This is a genomic window from Endozoicomonas sp. ALD068 (assembly GCF_049310145.1).
GTDB lineage: Bacteria > Pseudomonadota > Gammaproteobacteria > Pseudomonadales > Endozoicomonadaceae > Endozoicomonas_A.
Genome location: NZ_JBLYNU010000004.1, coordinates 2,974,224 through 3,000,681, shown reverse-complemented (window position 1 = coordinate 3,000,681; position 26,458 = coordinate 2,974,224). Strand labels below are relative to the sequence as shown.

The 26,458-nt window shown below is 48.1% G+C and carries 22 protein-coding genes; 11 read left to right on the top strand and 11 right to left on the bottom strand.

What is annotated here, in order from left to right; genetic code table 11:
* Positions 1 to 108: 108 nt before the first annotated feature.
* Complete coding sequence (locus ACO6V5_RS09970) at positions 109 to 1,470, top strand: substrate-binding domain-containing protein (RefSeq protein ID WP_422409110.1); 1,362 nt, start codon at positions 109 to 111, stop codon at positions 1,468 to 1,470.
* 78 nt (positions 1,471 to 1,548) lie between these two features.
* Here ACO6V5_RS09970 and ACO6V5_RS09965 read toward each other — a convergent pair whose 3' ends face one another.
* A complete protein-coding gene (locus ACO6V5_RS09965; RefSeq protein WP_422133203.1) occupies positions 1,549 to 2,154 on the bottom strand; it encodes a YecA family protein in 606 nt (201 codons plus the stop codon).
* A 156-nt stretch (positions 2,155 to 2,310) separates the two neighbouring features.
* Here ACO6V5_RS09965 and recQ point away from each other — a divergent pair, with 156 nt between their 5' ends.
* Positions 2,311 to 4,140, top strand: coding sequence for a DNA helicase RecQ (recQ, locus tag ACO6V5_RS09960; protein ID WP_422133204.1), 1,830 nt, complete (start codon positions 2,311 to 2,313; stop codon positions 4,138 to 4,140).
* Positions 4,141 to 4,267: 127 nt separating this feature from the next.
* Positions 4,268 to 5,965 (top strand): glycoside hydrolase family 36 protein, encoded by a 1,698-nt coding sequence (locus tag ACO6V5_RS09955; protein ID WP_422133205.1) that lies wholly within the window; start codon positions 4,268 to 4,270, stop codon positions 5,963 to 5,965.
* Between the two features lie 139 nt (positions 5,966 to 6,104).
* Here the strand turns inward: ACO6V5_RS09955 and ACO6V5_RS09950 are convergent, their stop codons facing one another.
* The 3 genes from ACO6V5_RS09950 to ACO6V5_RS09940 form a co-directional block, all read right to left on the bottom strand.
* Positions 6,105 to 7,727 (bottom strand): AMP-binding protein, encoded by a 1,623-nt coding sequence (locus ACO6V5_RS09950; RefSeq protein ID WP_422452048.1) that lies wholly within the window; start codon positions 7,725 to 7,727, stop codon positions 6,105 to 6,107.
* 381 nt (positions 7,728 to 8,108) lie between these two features.
* Entirely contained in the window at positions 8,109 to 8,621 is a 513-nt protein-coding gene (locus ACO6V5_RS09945; RefSeq protein ID WP_422409107.1) for a SprT family zinc-dependent metalloprotease, read from the bottom strand.
* Between the two features lie 143 nt (positions 8,622 to 8,764).
* Positions 8,765 to 9,376 carry a Yip1 family protein gene (locus ACO6V5_RS09940; RefSeq protein ID WP_422133208.1) on the bottom strand — a complete coding sequence of 204 codons (612 nt, stop codon included), beginning with the start codon at positions 9,374 to 9,376 and terminating at the stop codon, positions 8,765 to 8,767.
* A gap of 433 nt (positions 9,377 to 9,809) precedes the next feature.
* Between ACO6V5_RS09940 and ACO6V5_RS09935 the strand changes: the two genes are divergently transcribed.
* Entirely contained in the window at positions 9,810 to 10,643 is an 834-nt protein-coding gene (locus ACO6V5_RS09935; RefSeq protein ID WP_422409105.1) for a glucosaminidase domain-containing protein, read from the top strand.
* Between the two features lie 187 nt (positions 10,644 to 10,830).
* Here the strand turns inward: ACO6V5_RS09935 and ttcA are convergent, their stop codons facing one another.
* A complete protein-coding gene (gene ttcA, locus ACO6V5_RS09930; RefSeq protein ID WP_422137606.1) occupies positions 10,831 to 11,751 on the bottom strand; it encodes a tRNA 2-thiocytidine(32) synthetase TtcA in 921 nt (306 codons plus the stop codon).
* 356 nt (positions 11,752 to 12,107) lie between these two features.
* Between ttcA and ACO6V5_RS09925 the strand changes: the two genes are divergently transcribed.
* The gene (locus ACO6V5_RS09925) at positions 12,108 to 12,443 is read left to right on the top strand and encodes a TraR/DksA family transcriptional regulator (RefSeq protein WP_317145896.1); all 336 of its coding nucleotides are present in this window, start codon (positions 12,108 to 12,110) and stop codon (positions 12,441 to 12,443) included.
* A 5-nt stretch (positions 12,444 to 12,448) separates the two neighbouring features.
* On the opposite strand, the gene ACO6V5_RS09920 is transcribed toward ACO6V5_RS09925, so the two are convergent.
* From ACO6V5_RS09920 to fnr, 3 genes are all read right to left on the bottom strand, one after another.
* Positions 12,449 to 12,976 (bottom strand): hypothetical protein, encoded by a 528-nt coding sequence (locus tag ACO6V5_RS09920; RefSeq protein WP_422409103.1) that lies wholly within the window; start codon positions 12,974 to 12,976, stop codon positions 12,449 to 12,451.
* Positions 12,977 to 13,185: 209 nt separating this feature from the next.
* On the bottom strand, positions 13,186 to 13,725 hold the full coding sequence (locus ACO6V5_RS09915) for an adenine phosphoribosyltransferase (RefSeq protein ID WP_422137089.1): 540 nt from the start codon (positions 13,723 to 13,725) through the stop codon (positions 13,186 to 13,188).
* Between the two features lie 34 nt (positions 13,726 to 13,759).
* Positions 13,760 to 14,518 (bottom strand): fumarate/nitrate reduction transcriptional regulator Fnr, encoded by a 759-nt coding sequence (gene fnr / locus ACO6V5_RS09910; RefSeq protein WP_422133212.1) that lies wholly within the window; start codon positions 14,516 to 14,518, stop codon positions 13,760 to 13,762.
* A gap of 318 nt (positions 14,519 to 14,836) precedes the next feature.
* Between fnr and ACO6V5_RS09905 the strand changes: the two genes are divergently transcribed.
* Both ACO6V5_RS09905 and ACO6V5_RS09900 read left to right on the top strand, forming a co-directional pair.
* The gene (locus ACO6V5_RS09905; protein ID WP_422409101.1) at positions 14,837 to 19,072 is read left to right on the top strand and encodes a hypothetical protein; all 4,236 of its coding nucleotides are present in this window, start codon (positions 14,837 to 14,839) and stop codon (positions 19,070 to 19,072) included.
* A 110-nt stretch (positions 19,073 to 19,182) separates the two neighbouring features.
* Positions 19,183 to 20,757 carry an autotransporter outer membrane beta-barrel domain-containing protein gene (locus ACO6V5_RS09900; RefSeq protein WP_422137608.1) on the top strand — a complete coding sequence of 525 codons (1,575 nt, stop codon included), beginning with the start codon at positions 19,183 to 19,185 and terminating at the stop codon, positions 20,755 to 20,757.
* 99 nt (positions 20,758 to 20,856) lie between these two features.
* On the opposite strand, the gene hemN is transcribed toward ACO6V5_RS09900, so the two are convergent.
* On the bottom strand, positions 20,857 to 22,248 hold the full coding sequence (gene hemN / locus ACO6V5_RS09895; RefSeq protein WP_422409099.1) for an oxygen-independent coproporphyrinogen III oxidase: 1,392 nt from the start codon (positions 22,246 to 22,248) through the stop codon (positions 20,857 to 20,859).
* A 405-nt stretch (positions 22,249 to 22,653) separates the two neighbouring features.
* Here hemN and ACO6V5_RS09890 point away from each other — a divergent pair, with 405 nt between their 5' ends.
* The 4 genes from ACO6V5_RS09890 (at position 22,654) to ACO6V5_RS09875 (ending at position 25,480) form a co-directional block, all read left to right on the top strand.
* Entirely contained in the window at positions 22,654 to 23,676 is a 1,023-nt protein-coding gene (locus tag ACO6V5_RS09890) for a hypothetical protein (protein ID WP_422409097.1), read from the top strand.
* A 208-nt stretch (positions 23,677 to 23,884) separates the two neighbouring features.
* Positions 23,885 to 24,478, top strand: a complete 594-nt coding sequence (locus ACO6V5_RS09885) for a hypothetical protein (protein ID WP_422137611.1) — start codon at positions 23,885 to 23,887, stop codon at positions 24,476 to 24,478.
* A 108-nt stretch (positions 24,479 to 24,586) separates the two neighbouring features.
* On the top strand, positions 24,587 to 24,799 hold the full coding sequence (locus ACO6V5_RS09880) for a hypothetical protein (protein WP_422133218.1): 213 nt from the start codon (positions 24,587 to 24,589) through the stop codon (positions 24,797 to 24,799).
* Between the two features lie 120 nt (positions 24,800 to 24,919).
* Positions 24,920 to 25,480, top strand: a complete 561-nt coding sequence (locus tag ACO6V5_RS09875) for a DUF3605 domain-containing protein (protein ID WP_422137612.1) — start codon at positions 24,920 to 24,922, stop codon at positions 25,478 to 25,480.
* A gap of 19 nt (positions 25,481 to 25,499) precedes the next feature.
* On the opposite strand, the gene ACO6V5_RS09870 is transcribed toward ACO6V5_RS09875, so the two are convergent.
* The gene (locus tag ACO6V5_RS09870; RefSeq protein ID WP_422409095.1) at positions 25,500 to 26,213 is read right to left on the bottom strand and encodes a sulfite exporter TauE/SafE family protein; all 714 of its coding nucleotides are present in this window, start codon (positions 26,211 to 26,213) and stop codon (positions 25,500 to 25,502) included.
* Positions 26,214 to 26,279: 66 nt separating this feature from the next.
* Positions 26,280 to 26,453 (bottom strand): cbb3-type cytochrome oxidase assembly protein CcoS, encoded by a 174-nt coding sequence (gene ccoS, locus ACO6V5_RS09865; protein WP_422133221.1) that lies wholly within the window; start codon positions 26,451 to 26,453, stop codon positions 26,280 to 26,282.
* Positions 26,454 to 26,458 lie beyond the last annotated feature (5 nt).

Sequence of the window (26,458 nt, the reverse complement as noted above, 5' to 3'; positions counted from 1 at the left end):
AGGGTCAAGCGGCGCTGACAGGCGTTTATCGTTAATGGGTGTCATATTTCTGTCATAATTCGCCGATAGACTCACCGAAAAATTAGAAGTGTGCTCTGAAATTTACTCATGACAATAACAACATTCCGATCTCTGCTGTTTTATTCATTCTTATCTCTTGTTTCTTTTGGCGCTCAGGCTCAAGAAGAATTATTGTTCTCGATTCATGGCTCAAATACTGTGGGTGCCAGATTAGGGCCATCATTAGCTGAGTCCTATCTGAAGTATCTGGGGGCAGAAGGCGTAGGTGTTTTCCCGACCGGTCTGGATAATGAGGTCAAAGTGACTGGCTTTTTACCCGCTAAGGGTAAATTGGTCAGCATCTTTATTGCTGCACATGGTTCATCCAGTGGTTTTAAAGCACTGGCCAGCGGGAAAGGACAGATTGCCGCCGCTTCACGACCGATAAAGACTAAAGAGCAGGCCATGTTGTCTGGCATGGGCGATTTCAGCAGTCTGGAAGCAGAGTATGTTGTTGGCATTGACGGTCTGGCGATTATTGTGAATCCGGGTAACAGTATTAACAAGCTGGATATCAAAGATATTGCCCGTCTTTTTTCTGGTGAAGTGAAGAACTGGAAAGAATTGGGAGGGGCCGATCTGCCGGTTTCGCTGTTTGCCCGCGATGATCGTTCGGGAACCTGGGATACTTTCAAAAACCTCGTGTTGGCCAAAAAATACCAGCTCGACCCAACTGCCATGCGTTTTGAGTCCAATGCCGATGTCTCTGACAAGGTGGCATCGACCCCGGGGGGCATTGGTTTTGTCAGCCTGAATACCATTGGTCGAGCCAGACCATTGATGGTTTCTGAAGGCACTGACAGAGCATTGAAGCCTGAGCTGCTGCATGTTTCGACGGAAGATTATGTTCTGAGTCGCCGTCTTTATATGTATCTGCCAGAAAAGGACGCTGATCCTGATGCTCTCGACTTTCTCCGTTTTGCAACCAGCGATCAGGCACAACCTGTCGTAGCTTCTGTTGGTTATGTTCATCAGGCGGTTGAGCTGATGAGCCCTGATGTGCAGTCTGCACCAGAGGATTATCAGCGGATTGTTGACCAGTTTGACCGTGCGTCTGTTAATTTCCGCTTTGCTCAGGGGCGTGCCCAGCTTGATAACAAGGCTATCAATGATATTGAAAGGCTGGCGCGTTTCATTGATCGACAGCCAGGCGAGGTTCTGTTAATTGGTTTCGCAGATCAGAGGGCGCAATCGAGAAATTCAGATCTTTTGGCTAAGCTCAGGGCTGATGTGGTCAGAAGAGCTCTGGTCAAGGCTGGAGTTCCACGGAAGAAAATCCAGTACCGGGGTTACGGTCAGTATATGGCATTGTCTTCAGCAGAGAGTCTGGCCAGTAAAATAAGAAACCGCCGGGTGGAAGTCTGGGTCAAAGCAGACAGTGAATCCAATCAAGTGGCGGCCTCCTTTTGAATTCACCGATAAATTTCATAAAGGCGGTACAATAGCATGAAGCACTGTTCACTTCCTTCTTGAGCAGTGCAGACTATGTTACCGGTGCCTGCGCGGTGGGGCCTTGCGGGCTGATTTTAACTTATTGGCTGGCGGCTTGCCGCTGGCCTCCTCTGGAGAGTTAAACATCAGATAAAGCTCCATCAACACCTCAGGTATCTGGCTGCACATATCTTCAGTCAGCTTTTCGTCTTCCAGAATAGCTTCGAACTCAGGCTCGTCGTCAAACAGACCAGAGCCGAGCATGACCGGGAGCAACAGTTCACTGACTTCCTGTTCATTCTCTCGGAACCACTCTTCTTCCGTCATCATATGAGCCTGAAGAAAACCGCAGCACCAGTCCAGCAGGTCTTCATCATTCGGGTCGGCAAATTCTTCACAGGAAAGCTCAAAGCCTTCTTCTTCATTGAACTGTCGATCTATCGCTCGTGACAACTGATCAAGAGCCTGTTCCAGAAGGGCTGAATCTTCCCCGGAGAGTGTTACCCGAGTGCCAAACAGAATCTCATTACGCACATCGGTCTTCAATTCGAACGGGACGATAGCCATGGCGCTATAGAAGCCATGGATGGCGTGGAAAGTAAAACCTTCCTCATCCGCATACCTGTTCAGCAGCGGCTCCAGAGTAGAACAGATGTCCTGCATTTAAAGAGAATCCGGTATGAATGAAAACCGGGGAGTCTACAGTAGTTTTCTGAAAGATTCCTGTCTATTCTCGGTCAGGTCCTCAGTTTGATGGTATACTGGTTTGTCTTTTCTTATCTAATTAATCACCGTCGTTTAAATGTGCATTGGACTGTAATGACTGATCCTGCTCTGAATGTTCTGCAAAATACTTTCGGGTTCGAATCTTTCCGTGGCTTCCAGGGAGAGGTCATCAGAGAGGTCACAGAAGGGCGTGACGCGCTGGTCCTTATGCCTACTGGCGGTGGTAAGTCACTTTGCTACCAGGTACCGGCTCTGGTTATGGCGGGTACAGCTATTGTTGTGTCCCCTCTGATTGCCCTGATGGAAGATCAGATCCGTAATCTCAAGCAGATAGGTATTCGGGCCGAAAGCCTGAATTCGGGCATTTCCATGGAAGAGCAGTACCGAATAGAGCAGGAGCTGTTCACCGGGCATATTGACCTGCTCTATGTTGCTCCCGAACGTCTGATGACTGAAATGATGCTAAGGAAGCTGGATCGGATACAGATTTCTCTGTTTGCTATTGACGAGGCTCACTGTGTGTCGCAATGGGGGCACGATTTCAGGCCTGAATATCTGCAGCTCTCGGTACTGAAAACACGTTTTCCAACGGTTCCCAGAATTGCCCTGACCGCCACAGCAGACAAACGAACCCGACAGGAAATTATCGAACGTCTGGGTCTGGCGCAGGCCAGGGTGTTTGTTGACAGCTTTAACCGGGCCAATATTTTTTACCGCATCAGTCAGAAGAAGCAGGGTAAGCAGCAATTGTTGAGATTTCTGGAAAAAGAGCACCCTGATGATTCGGGCATAGTCTACTGTCTTTCCAGAAAACGGGTGGAGGATACTGCTGCCTGGCTGAATGCCCAGGGCCGAAAAGCACTGCCTTATCATGGCGGTATGACAGCTCACGATCGCAAGAATAATCAGCATCGTTTTCTCAACGAAGACGGCATGATTATTGTTGCTACCCTGGCATTCGGAATGGGGATTGATAAGCCTGACGTTCGTTTTGTTGCTCATCTGGACCTGCCAAGAAGTATCGAAGCTTATTATCAGGAAACCGGTCGGGCCGGTCGTGATGGACTCCCGGCTACTGCCTGGATGGTTTATGGTCTTCAGGACGTCATGTTGCTGAGACAGATTCAGTCGAATTCTACCGCAGCGCCTGAAATTCAGCGAATTGAGCAGCAAAAGCTGGAGGCCATGTTGTTTCTCTGTGAAGTAACGGGTTGTCGCCGTCAGGTGTTGCTGGAGTATTTTGATGAACCCTTGAAAGATAAGTGTGGCAACTGTGACCTTTGTCTGGAGCCGGTGACGACCTGGGATGGTACGGAAGCCGCCAGAAAAGCCCTTTCCTGTGTTTACCGGACCGGGCAAATGTTTGGAGTCTCTCATCTGGTCGACGTTCTGCTTGGCAAAGAAACGGCCAAAGTCAGTCAATTTGGTCACCGACGGATAAGCACTTTTGGTATAGGTAGTGAATTCAAACAGAGTGAGTGGCGCTCAATTTTCCGGCAGTTGGTGTCCAGAGGGTATATAAATGTTGATGTAGAAGGGCATGGGGCTCTCAAATTGAATGAAAAATGCCGTCCTCTGCTCAAAGGTAGTGAGCGATTATTGCTCCGTCAGGATCGCTTTGAATACGCCTCTGAGAGTGCAGCACGCAAAACCCGGAGAGTGGATCAGGGCAGAGTTATTATTGACGACCATGATCGTCCATTATGGGAAGCCATGAGAGCGCGTCGTAAAGAGCTGGCGGAAGAGCAGGGTGTTCCTGCTTATGTCATTTTTAATGACAAAACACTCTATGAAATGTTAGCGGTTAAACCCGCCAGTTTGGAAGCTCTGTCTCATATTTCAGGGGTGGGTGAGTATAAGCTGGAAAAATATGGGCAGACCTTTGTAGAGTTAATATCCGGGTTTGTTGTTTCGACTGTTTGATCCGGGTATTTTTTTCTATGCTGGAGTATGGGTGCTTTTCGAATCACGCTATCGGTTTTCTTTTTATCGGCTTTAGCAGGTTCTTATGTCTCATAGCATTCATCTACCGTGTCACAGAGAAATCACATTGGCAAATCCAGACCTACTGGATGAAGCTCGTGAAAACCAGGTGACCTTTCACTATATCGGTTTACATAACGATCCAATACCGGACAACTATCAGCTATTCACCAGTGAGTTTGATTTTGGTCATAGTGCGACTTTGCTGGGTGATGGATTTCAGATGTTGGCGCAAACCACCGGGACGTACGACAAACCGGTTGATATTGGTCGATGTCCGGATAACAGCAGTAGTTACCGGATTTATGGAGAGCAGCAGGGAAAGCGTTACTACAACTACTTGGTTGTAGACGATTCAGTGGAGTACACCCTGTTTGGTTTTACCTGTTGTCATCGCTATGCGGGCTACTTCGAAATAGTCAGTGGTGAGAGAGGTGTTTTGGTCTCAGCCTCTATCGATGGGGAAGGAACTTCTCCTCAGGACTGGGGCAGCAGAGAGTTGGAATCTGTCGTCGTGCTAACTGGAGGCTCTTTACCCCAACTTTATCAGGAATACGCAGGGTTGATTGCTCAGCATCACCCCGTAAGGGCAGGCGTTGTGCAACCAGCCCCCATTGGCTGGTGTTCCTGGTATGTCTATTATACTGATGTCACCGAGGACAATATCCGCCAGAATCTGAATGTAATGACGGGAGATCTCAGCGATCTGGAGTGGGTACTGTTGGATGATGGTTATCAGGCATTTATGGGCGACTGGTTGACTCCGTCGGATAAATTTTCTGGAGGAGTGAAAGAATTAATAGCGGATATCAAGCGCAAAGGAAAAAAGTCGGCGATTTGGCTTGCTCCTTTTATTGCTCAGCCTGAGTCAGAAGTGTTTAAACAGAATCCATCGTGGTTTGTTCGCCATCATAACGGTGATCTCCTCAAGGCCGAAGATGTGACCTACGGAGGTTGGCGTTGTACCCCCTGGTACGTATTGGATACATCCAACCCCGAGGTACAGGCTCATCTAACTCACATAGTCAAAACCATGCGAGAAGAGTGGGGTGTTGAGCTGTTTAAACTTGATGCCAATTACTGGGGAACGCTCAAAGGAAAACGTTATCAGAGAGGCGTCACCGGAGTGCAGGCGTACCGAATGGGTATGGAGGCAATAGCGAAGGGCGCTCAGGATGCTCTTTTACTTGGGTGTAACGCACCCATGTGGCCGTCTTTAGGACTTGTTGATGCCATGAGAGTCTCGGACGATGTGGAGCGGAGCGCTCAGCGGTTTGAGCAAATTGCGAAAGAAACCTTCCATCGTAGTTGGCAGCATCGTAAATTGTGGCAGATTGATCCTGATTGCGGCACCTTTGTTTCGCTTGCTAATCAATCAACGGATCCCTGTAATTATGACTTTCATCGCAATGTATTACTCGCCAGTGGCGGGCTTCTGCTTTCGGGCGATCCGCTGCCTGATCTTACTCCGTTTGCTAAAACGACGTTAAGCAAATTGATACTGCGCCATCGTTATAGTCAAGACGCCGCTCAATTTACTTCACTGTCTTTACATCACGCTTCTCTGGCATTAACAGAGGGTAAAAAACTCCACTGTTTATTTAACTACAACGAGAATGCCAGGGAGGTGACATTGACCTCCGATCACCCTCTTTATTGGTACGATTACTGGAGCGGCGAGAAGCTCACTGAGGGGCCTGTTCAAAAGGTCAGGGTTTTATTGGCAGCCGGGCTAACGGGTCGCGCGATCATTGCTTCGATGTAAGAGAGGCTCACTCCCAAAAAACAGAGGTTTTACCTCTCTTTAATTGCCCTGGAAGCAATGGTCTTCAAACGCAGATTATCTCAACGAACTTTAAAGGCTGTCGAAACTGGGTACATAAATAGACTGTACCTTTCACTTTTTAACTGCCTATTTCCTCTTCAAAAATAACTTCTGAGTCATGTTTCAGAGTTAAAAAATGACCATATTCCTTTTCAAGCTCATCCCGCTTTAGCTTCAGTGTTGGAGTGAGCATTTCATTCTCAATACTCCAGGTCGTTTTGGCGACTATGATATGATCCAGCTTTTCATGAGCCTCCAGCTCATTATTAACCGATGTCATCGTGCTGACCAATTGTTCTTTTTGCTGGTCACGATCTTTTGAAGCGCCTTCTCCCAGCACAATCATTGCTATAGGTTGTTTGCGCCCAATCCCCATAACACAGACCTGCTCGATATCCGGGTTACGACCGAGGCTCGACTCGATAGGTACCGGAGAAACATATTTGCCTTTGCTGGTTTTAAATTGTTCTTTAACCCGACCAATGATTTTCCATGAACCCTCAGAGGTTATTTCAGCTTTATCACCTGTTTTAAACCAGCCGTTCTCAAAGGCAGCGTCTGTTGCTTCAGGATTGTTGTAGTAAGACTTAAATACCGCTTCTCCTCGAATCAACACTTCTCCTTGCTCGGAAAGTGACATTTCGACACAAGATTGAGGGCTGCCTATTGTGCCAATATCATCGGGTTTGAAAGGGATGTTGCTGCATGATAAGCCTGAGGTTTCGGTCATACCCCAGCCTTCGCTAATACGAATACCCAACTTTTGGAACCACTTCAAAACCTCTGGAGAGATAGGTGCGCTACCAGAGCCGAAAATTTTAGCTTCCTGCAGGCCCAGAGCAGTGCGAATTTTCTTTGCTACTAATTTACCGATAATGGGGATTTTCAAAAGAGTTTGTAGCTTTTTGTTGGGCATTTTGGCCAGAATTTGTGACTGAAACTTAGTCCATAATCTGGGCACTGATAAAAAAGCAGTGGGGCGTGCATAGCGAACATCATCGACAAAAGTATCTAAGGACTCGACAAAGAAAATCTCGGCAGAGTAATAAATTGATGGGAGTTCAACAACGCATCGCTCAGTAATGTGGGCAAGGGGTAAATATGACATTACCCGTCTTTCTTGACCTGTTAAAAACTTCTCACCTCCAGCCATGGCCGAAGAAGCTACATTTCTCTGGCTGATCATGACGCCTTTGGCAAGGCCTGTACTGCCTGAGGTATAGATAATAGAAAATAGATCGTCGATATCCGGATTATGGAGTGTTTTTAGTGGCTCATAATTATTCAACCAGTCAAGCCACTGCTCTTTGCAATCAAGTGTAGGGTATGGAAATGAGATGCTGAGAAAGTCATCTGGCATTGCTTCTGAAAGGGCTTCAGTGCTGTCCAGTTTGCCAACAAAAATAGCCTTTGCATTACTGTGCTCAAGCACATATTTTATGTTGTCTGCCCCAGCTGTTGGGTATATCGGCACACTGATCAGGCCTGCCATCATGATGGCTAAATCAGCAATATACCATTCGGCTGAATTTTTGGCGATGATGGCGACTTTATCGCCCTTTGATATTCCATTGGATAAAAGACCTTGAGCGATCTTGCGGGCTTGCTCGTCAGCTTCCCCCCAAGTGTAAGAAGTCCATTGCCTGTTGTCAGGCTGATTAAGCCAGACCTTATCGGGATGCCTTGCAACGTTTAGCTGCATTTGTGCCAGGGGGGTTCTACGATTTTTCATATTATTATTTTTTCGTACATTCTTTGGTTGCTAACATTAGCTAACGGATGAACTCTAACTTGTACAATGGATAGATACAACAATTAAGTACTCAACCATACGAAATCATATTTTCTGACTTATTGTTCAGGCACTCGCGGCAACTGCTCCTGCGTTGCTCTAGCTCCTGCATCCATGCAGTCGTGATGCGTTGCAACTCTGGTCACATAGCTTGCTATGTTCCCGTTGTTGCGCCTTGCAGAGCACCTGCCCAATAAGCCAGAAATATTCGATTCTGTATGGCTGAGTACTTATTGTATTTTAAAAAATTTAACGATAATTGATCCGCAATTCCCCCTGAAGCACTGATCATCAAACGTTGATTTTCTCAACGAATTTCAAAGGTTCTCGACACTGGGCGCACAAATAGACTGCACCTCTTACGGCCCTGTTGTGGCGAATGGAACTGAGCGGGATGGTCTTTCCTGCACAGCTGCAACTGTATAGGAATGGTCTTTTGCTGGCATTGCTGGTGTTGTAGCTGTGGGTTCTCCGGGCCGGGAGTTTGAACACCTCTTGCATAATCAATTGCCACTCTCTGCCATGGGGGCGGATCTTTCCGCCAAACAGTTGGTGGGCAATGAGGTGTGCGACTTCATGACCCACGGTATGCTTCAGAAAATGTTCCTGGTTTTCTTTGAGCAGTTGTTTGTTCAGACGAAGCAGGTTTTTTTCGGTCCAGGCTTGTCCGGCCGTTTCGCCTCTTAAACTCAGACTGATCCGGGGGCGTGGAAATCGTTTAAGAAAATGCCGCTCGGCCAGGCAGTAAAGCTCACTGACCCGTAACTCAACGGTAGGCAAATAGGGGCATTGTATATTCGACATAAACAGGCTGACTTGGAAAACTCATGGGAGGATAGCAGAGGGATTGTATCTGTACAGTGGGTTTATTGGAATAATCAGGCAGGTTTCGTCAAGGCATCGCTTCCAGATGATACAGCTTAATTCATCTGGCTTGGCGCTGAACTTCAGTAAACTTGAATGTATTCGGGGCTTACACCCATACCCCAGAAGATCACGGTAGTGATCATAATCGAGACCAGAACAACCAGCCCGATGCAAAGCACAGAACTGGCATAGACAAACCCCTGCTCCTTAGGTATCTGCATAAAGGTTGGCAAACCGGAATACAGAATCAGGGCTGAGCAGGTCATGGCGATAGTGCCAGCAACAATAGTCAGCCAGATAGAGGGATAAAGCCCGCACAGGCCCGCCAGAAAGAGTGGTAAAGCGGTATAACAGCTAAATGCAACACTCTGTGTCATGTTGGGTTTGCTGCCAAAGGTTTCTGCCATCCATTGGATGAATGCACCCATAACGGCAACGCCCGCCAGTATGGCCAGCCAGGCAAAAAATGCCATGAAAGCAGCACTGGTTTCCGTTAACTTGACGACCTGATCACTGCCCGGGACTGTCCAGCCGGTTCGAGTCGTCCCCAGATAAGTACAGACCGCTGGCAGGGCAGCCAGCCATATGACCTGACCCAGGTAAAGGCGAATAATGCCGGGAGGGTGCTCCCGAATATCGGTCCACTCTTCTTTCGGACGAAAGAGAAGCCCCCAAAAGTGACTTAATATCATGGTGCAACCTCCGTTATGGCTGTACCAGTAGCTGGTAATCCTTACGTTTTGCTAAGTTATCAGCTACAAAACAGCGGCTAATATGTTGTTATTATTCACTGTGACAGGCATCGGCTCTTCCTGTTCAACAGGATCGTTCGATAGCCTTGACTTCAGTGTTTACATATTTCTTATACGAAGTAAAGTAATATCGTCCCAATACAGGTTCTTTTATTGAATAATAGGGCAATTATTTCCTCGTTTATCAGTCTCATAAAGGCTTCGGCATGACTGTCTGGTTCAGTTCGCTGGTTTGGTGGATTGTGAGACTAAACGGTTAGTATCATAGAACTCCGGAATGATTACATGACTTCAGGCGAAGCCGTTTTTGTTAAAAAGTAGTGTCTAAATAGTTTCGTTTTTGCCGGACGGGCTCAGGAGAATGACATAGACCATGATGACTAGAATTGATCGTTTGTTTCTTTTACTGCTGGCAGGGCTCGTTGCTCTGGGAAGCGGGTACAACAGAGATTTTCAGCCTGTTAAAGAGCCCGCAATAGAACAGGTGCAAAAGGTCACCAGGGAGGAAGTCAAGGTTGAAAAAAAGGTTCAAAAGAATATTCCCGACTTTGCTGCCATTGAGGACGTCAATAAGAAGAAAAGTCAGTTCTTTGCCCACGTGAAGCAAATGGTTGATGAAGAGAATGAGCGTCTGGCGGGTATTCGTCAGGAAGTTAAGATGCTCAGGGAAAAATCGGCTCTGCATGAAAGCGAAGAAAAGTGGCTGTTGGATATGGCCCGAAAGTTCAGAGTGGATGAAGAGCTTAAAGTCAGTGATGCGCTTTATGACGACCTGCTGCACAGGGCGGACGAGATCCCGGTATCGCTTGCTCTGGTGCAGGCGGCTAACGAGTCGGCCTGGGGGACTTCAAGGTTTGCCGTTGAAGCCAACAACTACTTTGGCCAGTGGTGTTTTACTCCGGGCTGTGGTGTTGTTCCTGGTGAGCGTCCGGAAGGTGCGACCTACGAAGTCAGGAAGTTTTCTTCATTGGAGGCATCGGTACGGTCGTATATGCATAACCTCAATACCAGCCATCATTATGAGGGTTTGAGGGAGCTGCGTTCAAAAAGAAAATCCATGGGACACCCGGTTACCGGGCCGGTACTGGCACAGGGACTTTATGCCTATTCCTCCAGAGGTATTGATTATATAGAAGAGTTGGTATCCATGATTGAGAGTAATGATTTGTTGAAGTACGATCTGGAAAAGCCTCTAACGGGCCACTAGTCTGCCCAGAGCAATAGTGTAGCCATTGATTGCACTTATATTGCTGATGCCTCAGCAGCAGGCAGCACCCTCCGGTGAATACCGGAGGGGTTGGATAAAAGTAACGAGCCAGGGAAGGCGTGTTGCATCAGCAAGGTTCCTGGAGTGATTCAAGAACCTGGCCAAAGCAAAGCCAAGAGTGTGCGTGTCAGAGGTTAACAATATTCACAATGGAAGCTTGTTCAGGCTTTTCCTCTTCATCGTTTTCATCCCTGAAGGACAGAGGTACATCCACCGGGTCAAACGCAGTGTCTCCATCCTTAACAGGCTGACCATCCGCCGACAGATTGTTGAAATCAAACAGTGAGCTGTCTGCCAGATGGGAGGGCGCTACGTTCCTCAGAGCTCTGAACATGCTCTCCATTCTGCCGGGGAAGCGTTTGTCCCACTCGGTGAACATAGCCTTGATTGCCTGCCTCTGAAGGTTTTCCTGAGAGCCGCAGAGATTGCAGGGAATAATCGGGAATGCCTTAAACTCGGAAAAACGGACAATATCCTTTTCACGGCAGAAGGCAAGAGGACGGATTACCGTGTGCTGACCGTCGTCACTGACCAGTTTGGGCGGCATGGCTTTCATCTTGCCGCCATAGAACATGTTCAGGAACAGGGTTTCCAGAATATCATCCCGATGATGGCCCAGGGCAATCTTGGTGACTTTCAGTTCGCTGGCCGTGCGGTAGAGGATGCCTCGGCGCAGCCGAGAGCAGAGTGCGCATGTGGTTTTGCCTTCAGGCACCTTCTCTTTGACGATGGAGTAGGTATCTTCCTCAACAACGCGGTACTCAATACCCAGGGTTTCCAGATAATCAGGCAGTACATGTTCAGGAAAGCCAGGCTGTTTCTGATCAAGGTTGACTGCGATAAGGTCAAAATTGACCGGCGCATAAGTCTTCAGGTTCAGCAGAATATCCAGCAGGGTATAGCTGTCCTTACCCCCGGACAGACAGACCATGATGCGGTCGCCGTCCTCAATCATGTTGTATTCGGCGATGGCCCGACCTACCTCTCGTCTCAGGCGTTTCTGTAGTTTGTTGAAGTGGGTTTTTGCGCTTTTTGTTTGGCTCTGCATTTTGGTTCTGTCTTGTCTCTGAAAGTACCCAACTTCATTTAAGGCCCTTAGAGGGGGCGGTTAAACCGGGTGACTTACTGCTCTGGATAATGGTGAAACGGGCAAGATCCCGAAAATTCACAACATTATAATCAAAGGTTTCACGATAGACATCAGGGATAATGACAGCAGCAGCTATAAGTACCTAACCAATTAGTTACCTCCCGAACTCACAGGGCTGACGGCTGCTATTGTGAATGAGCTGTCGAAATATGGTTAAGTGAAGCTATGCTTATCTAATGGACAAAATGCGCAGGGACACAGGTTCCAGTCGTTTATACACAGAATAATCGTGGACATTTATTCAGGGGACTTCCATGGCTGATTACGAGAAACTGAGAGTCTGGTTATTATCTCGCAGAGACGAGTTGAATATCCGGCTCGGAAACATCAATAAAGATATGACTCGCAGAGCCAATGCCGATTGGTCGGAGCAGGCGCAGGAGAGGGAAAATGATGAGGTTATTGATCAGCTGGGTAATGATGCCCGGGCTGAACTTAATCTGATAAACAAAGCATTGGATCGTATGAATCATGATGATTACGGCTTCTGTACCGGCTGCGGTGACAAGATAGTTGAAGCCCGTCTGGCAGCTATGCCTTACGCCGATCTTTGCATCAAATGTGCAGAAAAGCGGGATCGTGCCAGCTGACAGCGTTAGGGAGTCTTCAGGCTCTCTGACACTGTCTTTTCTGTCTCAGTAGAATTCGTTATCAAAGCCTTGTAACTGTCCACAAAGCTCTCAATGGGGCCGGGGTGGTGACGGTGGTAGTAATTATGCCAAAGCTTACCCAAGGCATAGACGTCATCGTGGGGCACCTTGTGGATTGGCTTATCGATTCGATAATAAATCATCCAGGCAATGGCGGTAGCGTAAGAGAGATTGGTCGCTAATTCCAGATGCGGATGAGCCAGAAATTCTCTCTGGCTGGCCAGTCCCCGGATCAAACTGGAAAGGTCGGATTTCTTCGCCAGATAATGGTCCCAGATATTGCGATGCATTCTGGGCGAGATTTGAAAAATTCCCAGAGCCTGATGGTGTTCCTGTTTAAGATGAAAACCCAGTCCGGATTCTCTGGCAGCTGTTCCCAGCAGCAGATTTTCTGCCGTAGGACTCCACATTTTTAAATGCTTCAGGGTCGGGCGAACAACGTAGTGGCGCAGCTCCTTTGCACAAATACCCATCGGGATTTCCTTTGTCTTAGAGCATTATTTTCATTATTCAGATTATCGTAGCACTCAGAAAATTCTTAAGTACAGCATAATTTAACCAGGGCATACTTCGGGTGTGAAAACCACAGCAGCCCCTGATAGTCATTTTCCGATAAAACTGAATACCTGAAAGTTGCGAAGGCGTTGAAAGGCGTGGGGTGCCGGGAAAGAAAAGAAGGAGACTACTCCCCTTCAAATTCACACAGTGAGAAGACAGGAATTCCTGCTTCATTTAGTATCTTTGAACCACCAAGGTCTGGAAGATCCATAATGGCAGCTGCTTCCAGAATTTGTCCGCCCAGTTGTCTGACCAGTTGACCGGCCGCAAGCAAAGTGCCACCTGTAGCAATCAGGTCGTCAACCAGAATGACTTTATCGCCTTTCTTAATAGTGTCTGCATGAACTTCAAGCGTTGCCTTCCCGTACTCAAGTTCATAATCCTGAGCGACAGTATTGTAGGGCAGCTTTCCCTTTTTTCTAAACAGGATCAGTGGTTTGTTCAGGGCATATGACAATGCAGAGCCTATCAGGAAGCCCCGCGCATCAAGAGCGCCGATCCGGTCAAACTCAACATCCATATAGCGATGAATGAGGCTGTCCATGACCGACCGCCAGGCTTTGGGGTTCTCGAAAAGAGTGGTCACATCCCGAAACTGAATGCCGGGCTTTGGCCAGTCAGAAACGGTTCTAATCTGTGCTTTCAGATAAGCTTCGTCAACGATCATATCTTTCCCTTAATGTCCGTTCCTGGTGCGCTTATGCGGAGGAGATAATCTGTTCCAAACCGACAGACTTTCCACCCGCCAGGGAGCATAATTGAATCGGGTCACGGATTTCAATTTCTTTGCCCACTGCGAAGATCAGATCGTTTTTCTGGAACCGGGTAAATACCCGGCTAACGGTTTCTACAGCCAGTCCCAGGTAATTGCCCATTTCATTGCGGGACATGGACAGGCGGAATGACTGGGATGAGAAGCCTCTGCGACGAAAACGACTGGCCAGGTTGATCAGGAAGGTCGCAATTCTTTCATCAGCGTTTTTCTTGGACAATAGCATCATCATCTGCTGATCTTCACGAATCTTCTTACTCATCAGGCGCATCATATGACGACGCAACTCCGGGAATCGGTCGGATAGCGTTTCCAGCTGGTCAAAGGGGATTTCACAGATCATGGTGGTTTCCATGGCCTGAGCAGAGACCGGGTAGACGTCAGTATCGAGACCACTCAGGCCCAATATCTCACTGGGAAGATAGAAAGACGTAATCTGTTCCTCACCTTCATTGGTGGCGGTATAAGTTTTTAAGGCCCCGGAACGGACAGCGAAGACGCTGGTAAACCGGTCTCCTTCCAGGAACAGGTGTTCCCCCTTCTTGAGAGGGCGGCTTCGCTTGATGATGCGATCAAGCTGGTCAATGTCTTGTAGATTCAATGCCAGAGGTAGGCAGAGGGAGCTAAGACTGCAGTCTCTGCAGGCCACATGGCCAGGTTGTCGTACATTGGGCTTTGACGTCATTGAGTGGCCTCAAAGTCGTATTGGCGAAATCGCTGACGATTCTATTGAAAATGCTACCAAAGTGTAAGTCTGTGCTTTCCGAGACTAAAGCGTAATTCCTTCATACTTAAGGCTTTTTCGGAAAATCCTTACTGGGTTGCGATAAGTCCGCACTAAAAAAATGTTGTACTTGATCAGTTGCCTGGCAGTTAAGTCATTGAGCTTGATGAGAAGGCTGTGAACGCTATCAATACCTATGATGCAAGAAAGATGTTCTTCAGCGCCAATGTGTCGATAACTGTACTGAATACAATTTCGTAAATCAGGGAGATTTACGCCATGAGTCTGCTCAGCTCAGTGACAGGGATTCTGTTTACTCCAACCGTGCAAGTGGCTGAACCTCGAACCTTTGAGGAACTCGTTGCCGCTGAGGATTTGACGTTCAATGATCTTTCACCACAGGAAAAGCAAATCCTGATGGCCAGAAAGGGTGAGCTGACAATTGAGGAACTCAGGGCATTAAAGCTCGAAGAGGCCGAGTGTGCTGAGCTTGAAGAGGCGCATCGTATCCGGCTTCAAAAAAGTGCGATCTGGGATGGCCGCAGAATTGCTGTCACGATAGCCAAGGGAACCGGGGTTCTGGTCGTCGGTGCTTTTGCTGCCGGGGCCGCTTCTGTATCGGTGCCTGTTGCTGCCGGACTGGCTGTATGTTCAGGGGTGGGCTACCTGTTTTATCTGCGGACCCATTCAGGCGAGCTGGAAACACGTTCAAAGCAACTGACTGATTTTGTCATTACCCATGCACAACCCCAGAGAATCATTCGGGAACAGCTGGAGCTAAGAGAGTCTGAGCGTGCAGAGGCTCTGGATAGAAGGCTCCGTGAGGCAGAAGACGCGCTGAAGTTGGAGAAACAGCGAAAAGCAGAGTTGGCCGACCAGCTGCTCCCGGGAAAAGCGGATCTGGCATCAGGGCAAGAACACTTTAAACAAATGCAACATAGAATCGAAAAACTCAGGGCTGCGGAGAAACAGCAAAAAGAGTTGGCTGGTGAGTTGAAAACACTGACTGAGCAGCACAGGAAAGTTGATCGTGAGATGGTGGAAGTGCTTGACGAAGTTGAACAACTGAGTGAGGCGCTCAGGAACAGGCAAGGCAGTGATAAGGGAAGAGATCGCCAGCAGTTAAAACAACAGGATTTGAGGTTACAAGAGACACTTCAGCTTTTTCAGGAAAAGGTCGAGGCGCTTGAAGATGAAGCACGGATTCTGACTGAAACCATTAAAGAAAAAGATATTGAGTTTGAAAGGCTGAATCGGCAGAAAAACCATCAGACTACTGACATTCAGGCACTGATTTTGCAGAAGAAAGCCGTTGAGCGAGACACCATTAAACCATTGCAAAGAAGACTCAGGGCAGCCGAGCGGATGCTGATGGAGGCAGGAGCCGATCAGCAGGCTATTCAAAACCAGCTGTTTCAAACCCAGCAGACAGTTCGATCTCTGGAAACGGAGGTAAAGACGGTTTCTGATGAGGCGGTTACCCAAAAGCTTGATTTGGAGAGGGCTACTGAGAAGGTACTGTTCCTGGAGTCTCAGCTGAGTTCTGCCATTCAGCATAAAGACAAAACCTATAAGGACTACCTGATTGTCATTGATGAACTTAATGCTGTTCGTATGCAGCTTGAAAGCAGTCAGATGTTACAGCATGAGCTGGAGAATCAGCTGGAGGAGGATAAGGCGGCTCAACGCATTCAGGAAAGGCAACTGAGGTCAGATCTGGAACAATTGCAAAAAGAGAAGGCCAGGTTGATCAATAACTCAGCAAAGGTCGCTTCCGAGAATCAGTTTTATCGGGAGCAGATTGATCTGCTCACCCGGGAAGAGCAGATGGTCAGAGCCCGTTGGGTAGAAGCCCATAAGTCGACTCAGCGTCTCAAGGATGTTGAAAAAGAACTGCAGGCTCAGGGGGAACTGCTCCAGGAAACCAGAGTTCAGTTGCAACATGAGGCTTCTTCCAGAAAAGTGCTGACAGCAGAGCTCAATGGTTTTAAGCAACGGGAAGCAGCCGTTGCTAAAGAAAAAGGTTTGCTGGAGGTGCAGATCCAGCATCTCAGGGAACAGGAAAAGACCGATCGGGATGCGCTCGTCTTGACAGAGCGTCAGCTTGAAGAGAAAAAGAATGAGCTTGAATTGTTGCAGGAAAGTTATACCCGCCTTCAGGAGAATATCAGTCAGGGTGAGCTTTCGAATCAACAGCTCAGAGCCGAACTGGACCGGGTGAGACTAGAGGTGCTGGTTAGAGATAGAGAGATCAGGGAAGTTCGCGACCTTTTACAGAAAACAGAAAGTGTTCTGGAAAGCTCTGAACAGAAGGTATTTGACCTGAATGCAGAGTATGAGTCTGTGCGCAGCCAGGCCATAGAGGGGACTGTGGTCAGCGCTATGGATCACGTGGATCAACTGACCAGTGATTCGCTGAATACCAAAAACCACTTAAGAAAGGTTGAGGAGCAAAAGCATAACCTGGAGCTCCAGTTTCAGGCGTTGAGCAGTATGAATAAGCAGCTGCTCGAAGAAGTCACTCAGTTTAATAATAAACGAGGTCAGAAAAAAAGAAGAGTCTGGCAACAGCAAATCAGGCAGGCCAAATCTGAAGCTGAGCAGAGTCAGCTTCTTGCCAGAAAATTACAGCAGGACCTGATCAGCAAAAACGACTCAGTTCATGAAATGAGTGAGAGACTTAAGCAAGTTGAAGAGGCGTTCGCTCAGGTCTCGGAGCAGTTAAATGCCACAAAGCAGGAAGCGAGTGCTGTATCCGTTCAGCTGCAGTCAACCAAGATAGAGTCCGAAGAGCGAAGGCTAAAGCTCAAAGAATTGGAAGACTCCGGGGCTAAACTGCAATTCAGACTGGATTCCCTGACCAACGAGCTTGAGCTGCTCAGGTCAAAACCCGAAGGCATTGATAAAGAAGCTCATCAACGAGTCGTGGACGAGCTGGAAAAAGCACAAGGCAATGTCAAAAAATTACAGGGAGAGCTGAGTGCCAGTGACAATCTTGTAAGCGAATCTCTGGCTGATGTTCAGACGTTGCCAGAGCTCAAAGGTAAGCTCAGGGACATTGAGGAACAGCTGTCGCTCCTCGGGGGGTATTTGCAAACGCCTCATGAGTCGTTTCAAAGTAATGCTGATGAGTTTACCAGGACCTTGTCCCGGCTGAAGTCTGAATGTCAGGAGATCGTTGTTCTGACGGGACAGGAAATGACCGCTCTCAAACGTCAGGTCGAACAGCTCCATGATATGAACTATCTGTTGAAAGTTCAGGAAATAGAGGGTCAGACCAAGACTCTGGAAACTCAGGTTAAGCTGGTTGAAGCTCTGAGAACGCTCAATGGGTTGCAAAAAGGCAGCGACCCTGAACAGGCAGACAAGTTTGCTGAAGAATTGGTTGCTGCTGAAGCCTCGCTGCAGGCATCAAGACAGGAAGCGAAAGAGCTGTCACGGACTCTCATGACAGTGAAGAATCATCCTGTTATTCAGGCTGAAGCAGATCCCGAAGCCCTGGCGCTGGAACGGGTGCGCGATGATCTCTTGCTGGAGCAAAAAAAGTCAGCAGATTATCTCAGTCAGATCAATACGCTGAAGATGCAGTTTGTTCTACAGCATTCTGAAATGCCACTGTCGGAGATTCCTGATGAAGACTACCCCAGGGTAATTCTGGAAGTGGTTAAAAAGTACATTGCCGTTGATGAACATGAAACCCGTCTCGGGGCAGGTCTGGAAGCCATGCTGACCGAACCTCTGGATTATATTCACCGCATTGACGATTATGACGATGACGCCAGAGACTGGGAGATTGAGCTGGCTGGCGAAGAAGCTCTTGAGAGCTGGCAGCAGGCCCTGAATGAGGAACAGCTTCGCTCAAGGGCATACTTCAAAGAATTGATGGCCCTTCGGACATACCTGATCGCTGAACTGGAATATCGTGGATTAACAACAAAAGCGCTGGAATGGGGCATGGGCGAGCTACAAGACATTATTGTTGATCAACTGCGAAGGGATGGAAGGCTTAAAGACTCCTCCCAGACGATTTCACCCACAGCGATAACCGTGCTTTCGTCATTGCAGTCGACGGCAAATGACCCGGGCAGTCTGCAGCTCGATGACCCTGTGGGATTGAAATGGGATTATAGTGATTTTTTAGATCACTATTCAGGGGGCTTTAACGATTTAACTTCTTGTGCCTCTGACGATGAAGACAATCCGCCATCAGAATACGATTCGACCCAGTCTGAAGTCGACAGCCTTGAGGATTCTGTTGAGAATGAGACGCTCTGGCAGCAGCTGCCTGAAGATTTGGACTATCAGGAAGAGTTTTACCTTTACCAGCAAGTGAGCTCTGCAGTGGATGAGCTGGAGAAAATTGACCGGGAGCTTGAAGAGCTGGATTGGTCTGAATCTTCCGATGAAGAAACCGGGCCAGAGAGTCCGCGAGTCAGGCTGGAACAGAGGAAGCAAAAGCTTATCGACTGGCTCCGGCAGGAAGATGCTGTCAATATAATGCAAAAGTTTCGTTAGCAAGCGGGCAATACACAACCGTTAATATAACAACCTTGTTAGTCAAATCCTGAAAATAATCGGTCATAGTCCCCCGAAGGAATTAAATCAGTACTCCGGGGGAGGGAATTATGGCCAGAAAATCGCTCAAATTATCTATGGTCTTGGTCATGCTGTTGGCAACCGCTGTGTTGCCATTGCCAGTGCTGGCCATTGATCCGGCCATAATTGTGACCGGGGGAACGGCCCTGCTGGGGACTGGGCTTGGCGGACTCTCCTACAAATTTGGTCAATGGCTATACGGCCCGGACAACGGCAGTGATGATAAACCTGCTCCGGTATTGGTTGAACCGGTCTCTTTTTTTAATCCCGGTGAAGACAAGCCTTATGAAATTACTCTCAGGCTCCTTGAAAATGGCGGTGACGGAGGCGGTGGTGAAGGCGGAGAAGCGCACGTTAATCATAAACCTGACTCGGATTCGAGTCTCATCCCGACAGATCCTGCAAGTCCGAAAAAGCCTGGAAAACCTGTCGATGGGGTAAAAGGTGCTCAGGAAAAATGGGTGGTTGTCAGAGTTGAGAAAGGGGCTGCCAGTCGTGAGTTGCAGTCACTGATTGATCAGTCTCTGCCTGAAGCCGGAGAAGTGCTCTTTCATCCGTCTCCCAGTGCTCAGGCGACGTTAAATGGCTCACGCCACTTGGAAATGGCTACTACCCGGGCGCTGTTCAGTCAGTTGAGTGATCTGCGTCAGATTCTGGATTTCTACCGCAATGGTCAGGCTTTTCTTCTTGATAATGCCAGTCTGGATCAACGTACTGTGAAAGGCGGTAACCAAACATCTACCGGGAAGTTGCAGAGCGGTGAGAGCAGTCAGTGGCACAGCTTTGTACAAACTTATGGTTCGAAATCCCATTACTCATCACTGCCTGGTTTAGAGGGAATGAATGCCGACAGTCACGGGCTGAATGTCGGAGTATTCACTCAGGCCACTGAAAATACCCTTGTCGGCCTGATGCTGGGTAGCCGGAAAACATCAGCCAGTTTTCAGCAGAAATTGGGTTCGGGCTCCATAGAGTCTGTTCACTTTGGTCCGTTCCTGTCCTGGCAGAGGGATCAATGGCAGTTTGATGGTGCCCTGACTCTTGGTACCAAACAATACAGCAGCAAACGCACGGGTAGCGATGGTCATCGACTTCGAGCCTATCGCTCAGGCACCGACTGGAATGCCTTCGGTGCCCTGGGTTATGACATCGATATGGATAACTGGCTCGATGGTCTTACCGTCACACCTATGGTTGAGTTCCTTTATCATCATTCAGAGTCGGACAGCTTTAGAGAGAAAGGCTTGTCTGACGGAGCGCTGGCTGTGCGCGGGCAGTCTTTTGAGCAATCGATTTTACGATTGGGCAGTGACTTTGTCTTACTGAATGAAACCGGGGATACCCCCTCGGCCCTGAAGTTTTCTGCGGGCTACCAGCAGCAGACGGTGTTGAGTGGAAAGTCCAGATACACAGTTAATAATACCGGCCAACATGCATCGTCAGAATATCGGGCTCAGGAGATTAACGACAATGGGTTGTATCTGAGTATGGGCTACAACACCACAATGTCCGGGCAATCCAGTCTGAGCATGAATTATACGGCGATTCGATCCAGTCGCAGTACCAGTGATGGCCTTCAGCTGAGCTACACACGATCTTTCTGATTGTTACCACAAAAACCGGGCTGTCTGGCTATTCTGGCTTTTAAAAGGATAACCAAACAATAGAAATCGTGCATTGCCCGCATTTCTACACGAAAAGTGTCAAATAACCTTTGAATAGAGGTTCTGCTGCTGTTGTATCTGCTGCTTAAAATAACCATCAAACTGCATGCAGATGTTTCTGATCAGCATTTTGCCCCTGGGTTCCACCTTAATTCCCTGCTCAGTCAAAGAAAGCAAACCATCGTCAGCCATAGGTTTCAGTGCTGCCAGTGCATCAGAAAAATAGTCACTGAACTTGAGGCCATAATGCTCTTCCACCTCAGCAAAGTTCAGTTTGAAATGGCAGATCAGTTCGTTGATGACACTCTGGCGAATCTCATCGTCACGATTCATGGTCAAACCACGGTAGATTGGCAGGTGGGCTTCATTGATCGAGTTTTCATACGCTTCCATGCTGACATGGTTTTGCGCATAAACACCGCCCACCTTGCTGATAGAAGAGACGCCCATGGCAATCAGATCGCAGTGACTGTGTGTAGTGTAACCCTGGAAGTTTCTGTGCAGGGTGCCTGTTTCCTGGGCAATGGCCAGCTCGTCATCCGGCAGGGCAAAGTGATCCATGCCGATGAAGACATAGCCGCGCTCCACCAGCCTCTCGGTAGCCTTATGCAGAATGTCGAGCTTTTCCTCAGGAGAAGGCAGATCTGCCTCGTTGATCCTTCTCTGCGGTTTGAAACGGTGTGGCAGGTGAGCGTAGTTAAATAATGACAGTCGGTCTGGTGCCATCTCGATCACCCGGTTCACGGTATTCATAAAACCTTCGACGGTCTGATGAGGCAGGCCATAAATCAGGTCCATATGCACTGACTTGAAAGCCATGGTTCTGGCGGCATCCAGAACAGACTGAACCTGTTCTTCGGGTTGCACCCGGTTGATGGCTTTCTGAACCTTCTCGTCCAGATCCTGTACACCGATACTGATACGGTTAAAGCCCTCGTCACGCAGGCGAGACATCATGACCCAATCCACCTCGCGAGGGTCCAGCTCGATGGAAAAGTCCGAATGACTTTGACAGTTGAAGTTGAAGACGGATCTCAGCTTGTCCATCACCGCAGAAATCTGGTCCGGGCTCAGAAACGTCGGAGTGCCGCCACCAAAATGAAGCTGTTCGACTCTCTGCTCCCGGCCAAACAGACTGGCTTGCATGTCAATCTCGCGAAACAGGTAGTCAAGGTAGTCTTTTGCCTTGGAACGGTGTTTGGTGACTATCTTGTTGCAGCCACAGTAGTAGCAGACGTGGCTGCAGAAAGGTATGTGTACATAAAGCGACAGGGGTTTATTAGTCGCACTGCTTTCCCGGGCGCTGGATTCATAGTGCTCGGGTTTAAACCCCTCCTGAAACTGAACGGCAGTGGGGTAGGATGTGTATCTTGGGCCACTGAGGTCATACTTCTTGATCAGACCTGTATCCCATACGGGGGCTGTACTCATATTAACTCTCGAATTGGTTACAGCTCATCTGGCTGGGCTCTGTTGATGACTATACAGGTAAACAGCCGATTGACCGGTTCTTTTATTAACAGTTTAAAGACTAAAAAGCCAAATGTATTTGACGTGTGTCAATAAGTAGGTGACGCAATTCATACCGGTTCCCATGCTTTCGCGCCTGTGGGGCAGACATGGAAAAAGTTTTCTTTAGGGCTGTGGATTCAGGAGAAAGGCCGTTAGAAATGCTAACCGGAATGTCATTAAGAGGTCTTTGCGTGAAGGCTAAAATCAATTGATAGCAAAGTAAGGAATTTGCTTCATTGCAAACCTGAGAGTTCATACAGGCAATCGGGAACTTTTAATGTCCGTTGCCTGTCTAACACTATAAATTATCACGGAGGATAGATCATGGCTTATGGATTAACACCAACAACAGACAGCTCCGCAACCGGGGCTAAATTTCAACCGCCGCAGAACAGTTCAGCGGGGTCTGATACTTGTCCGGCGACAACATCGAACGGTCGACGTCTGGTTGAGCCTGCATCTAGTACAAGTAGTACAAGCGCAACAGGATACGATCTGCGCCAACGTGGTTCATTGGATCAACGTACCTGTCAGTGGTTGGAAGAACTCCAAAGTTTTACAGGCCAGAATGTAACCGATGTAAATCGGGCTGCAAGCAGCGTCGCAACCACAGCGGAATCAGAACCATCGCAGTATTGTGAATCGGAGGGCACTGGCAAAGTTTTTGAAAAAATCGGAAAAATCCCTGCTGAGTTTATTCAAGAAATGACCAACTTAGTGTTAGAGGAAGAAAGATTTAAGCCTGAAGATTTATCCCAATTAAAAGAAGATAAAGATGCACTGCCATTTTTATTGACACCCTATGATGTAGTAGACGAGAACGGCAATCGTTACAGTGAATACATAATGTCAAAGGGTTCAGAGGATTCAGATGATTCAGAGGATTCAGAGGATTCAGAGGATTCAGAGGATTTTGAGGTCAGGGGCCTCCGGGTAGGTCTTAGGGAGTACACACTGGAGCCAGACACTGAGTTAAAGGTAAAAGCATTTTACTCATTTATGATGGGGGTGCAGGACAGTATAGATAAACTCCTTGGATTTGGAATTCTGGAAAGTGGTCATCCATTCATATACGAAGAAGATTCGAATTCCAGTACCCAGGATCATTACACTCCATGTATTACTATTGCACCTGACTGGAGCAGTCTGATTGATAATATAGATAATGATTATCTGGAAAAATTTGTAAAAAATATGGATGAAAGCAATTGTCAATTGCTCGACGATTGGCTAGAAATCACCCCATCAGGCAACCTCGATGATATACGTGATAAGTTGAAAATTGTTTTAAGTCCCGACTTATTGGATATGTTCTGTCAGAAGGTGTTCAAGATGATCAATCATTGAGCCACCTGCTCAAAACGGGCTGTTGCGTCCCCTATTGATTAGAACGGCTAACCGTTATGTCATCAAAAAGCTTTTGCGAGAAGGGTATAGTCCATTTACGACGAAGCAAGGATTTGCTGCGTTGAATAGTCTAAGGGGCTTCAGGTAATCGGGAACTTTTAATGTCCGTTGCCTGCCCAAAACCATTCATTATCACGGAGGATAGATTATGGCTTACGGAACAACAACTAGCAGCGCTGCAACCAGAGCTGAATTTCAACCGCCGCAATACACTGCAGCGGGGTCCAATAACTGTTCGACAACAACGTCAAATGGTCGAAGTCTCGTTGGGGTTGAGCCTTCATCTCATGTAAGCCCAACAAGACAAGATCCGCTCCAATCTGTTTCATGTGCTCAACGTACCTGTGAGCGTCTGGAAGTAATCCCAAATTTTACAGGCCGAAATGCAGCCGATGTAAGTCAGGGTTCAGGCAGCGCCGCAACCAGAGCGAAATCTCAACCACCGCAGAATTGTGAATCGGGGGCCAATGGCTATTCTGCACCAACTTATAGTTATCTAAGTGAATCTTCGAGTTCACCTAATAGTTTTTCAGGAGGAAACATGATGGGCCTAACTCTTGGAATTGGAGGAGAGCCCACAATCTTTCCTACAATTAATGGAATGTTTATTGAAACGAACCGGGGCTTTTATGATGGAATGTTTATTGAAACGGAGCAGGACTTTTATAAACGTCGGCTGAACGATGATAGTAAAAATCTGACCGATTATAGAGAACCGGGACCGGCCCAGCCACATCAGTAAAAAACGTTGCTGTAGAAAGGTAAGTGCACAAAAAGCGACAGGGGTTTATTGATCGCACTGCTTCCTCGAGCGATTCATTACTCTTTACTCGTTCCCACGCTCCAGAGGGTGTCGCAAAACTCTTTCCAGCATGGGAACGAGTTTACTCCCGTCATTCCCGCGAAGGCGGGAATCCACACTGACTCACCACCAGAACCATACTGCCCGGTGCCCTCCTGGCCTTGTCATCACCGAGAAGGCAGAGATCCACTGTTGGCGCTGGATTCCCGCCTTCGCGGGAATGACGACTTAGCTACCCACACTGGGACACAGAGCGCCTGAAAGCATGGGGTTAATCTCACCAAGGATCACAACGGCAAAGCATCCACTTCTGCGCCGACAGCACCCAATCAGTCTATGCTGGACAACAAATAACATTGGACTCAACCGGGAGAGAATATTTTGGGAGTTATTGGCCTTTGCAGTCTTGCATTGTTCAAGGTTCTTTTCGGTATTGTCACCTTCTCCGGAGTGATTACCTGGCAAGAGATTCAGTCAGGCCATATTGATACCCGAAGAAGTCCTGGCCAGCTGGCGGCTTACCTTGGCTATCTGACGCAATTGAAGCTGACTGGGAAATCGCCTGAAACTGCTGTTCTGGAGAATATTTTCAAGCTATCAAAGCAAAGGGCGCTGGAATGCAGTGATGGTCATTGTATGTTGGAAAGCCGACTGGCGTTGAATAGTTTTCCTTATTGGCTGGAAGACGACGTAGTACATCTGTTGCTGTTTATATCCGGCAAGGACTGGCAGGAAGAGTTTTTGCAGGAAGAGTCAAACCGGCTGTTAAAGAAAAATCTTGGCGAGTTACTGTCAAAGTACTCTCTGGAATGGTATGTCCATGTGAATCCGCCCCATAAACGAACGGTGGCGGGTCTGGCTCATGCTCATATCTTCCTCAGGAGTGTGAACTCAAAGGAGATTGCTGATCAGGTCGAGCAGATCTTGCAGTCTGGTCAATAAGGGCGGGATCCCTGGTCGTTCAGTAATGCCCGCCGTGTCCAACAGAGAGTACGGACATGACCCAACCCTGTTGCGGGCCCGGAATACTGTAGAGACCAAAGAGAATCATCATAATGCCGGCAATATTGCGGGTCATGCTGGCTTGTATGACAGACGCCAGTTGTCTTGCAAATAGTCCGGTCAGAAATACAGAGGGCAGGGTGCCCAGCCCAAAAGCGGCCATCAATAAGGCAGACTGAGTCGGGTTATTCTGACTGGCAGACCAGATCAGTGTGCTGTAAACCAATCCACAGGGAAGCCAACCCCAAAGGGCACCCAGGGCCAGAGCATTAGGTGTGCTGCGAATAGGCAGTAGTTTGCTGGCGAGCGGTTGAATGTGTTTCCAGAGGTGCTGCCCCAGCTTTTCCATTTTCATCAGACCTTTCCACCAACCGGTGATATAAAGACCCATGGCGATCAGCATAGCGCTGGCAATGATTCGAAGTGAAGATTGCAGGGCTTCGCTGGCATCCCCCAGGAACCAGCCCACTAATCCAAGTAGCAGGCCCGCCAGAGCATAACTGCTGATTCGGCCTGCATGATATGTCAGCATTAACCAGCTGGTTTCAGCTTTTGAGCGCCCTCTGAGGGAAAGGCTAAGGGCCGAGGTGATACCCCCACACATGCCAATGCAGTGAGTACTTCCCAGCAAGCCAAGGGTGCTTGCGGCTAGTAGAGTGGGTACTTCGGTCATGGCTATCTATCTGCTCAGGGTAGTTTATATGCTCAGGGCTTTTTATAGGCTCAGGGCTGTTTCTGATCACTCTTTTTTGGACGGACGACTGGCTTTTGGCGGGCCATCGTCAAAAAGAATACTATGGGCGGGCCCTTCCAGATCATCAAACTGGTCATTATCGACTGCCCACAGGAATATCCTGACAGCAACGGCAATCAACACTACGGCTATAGGGATAAGAATGATCAGGCTTTCCATAGGGC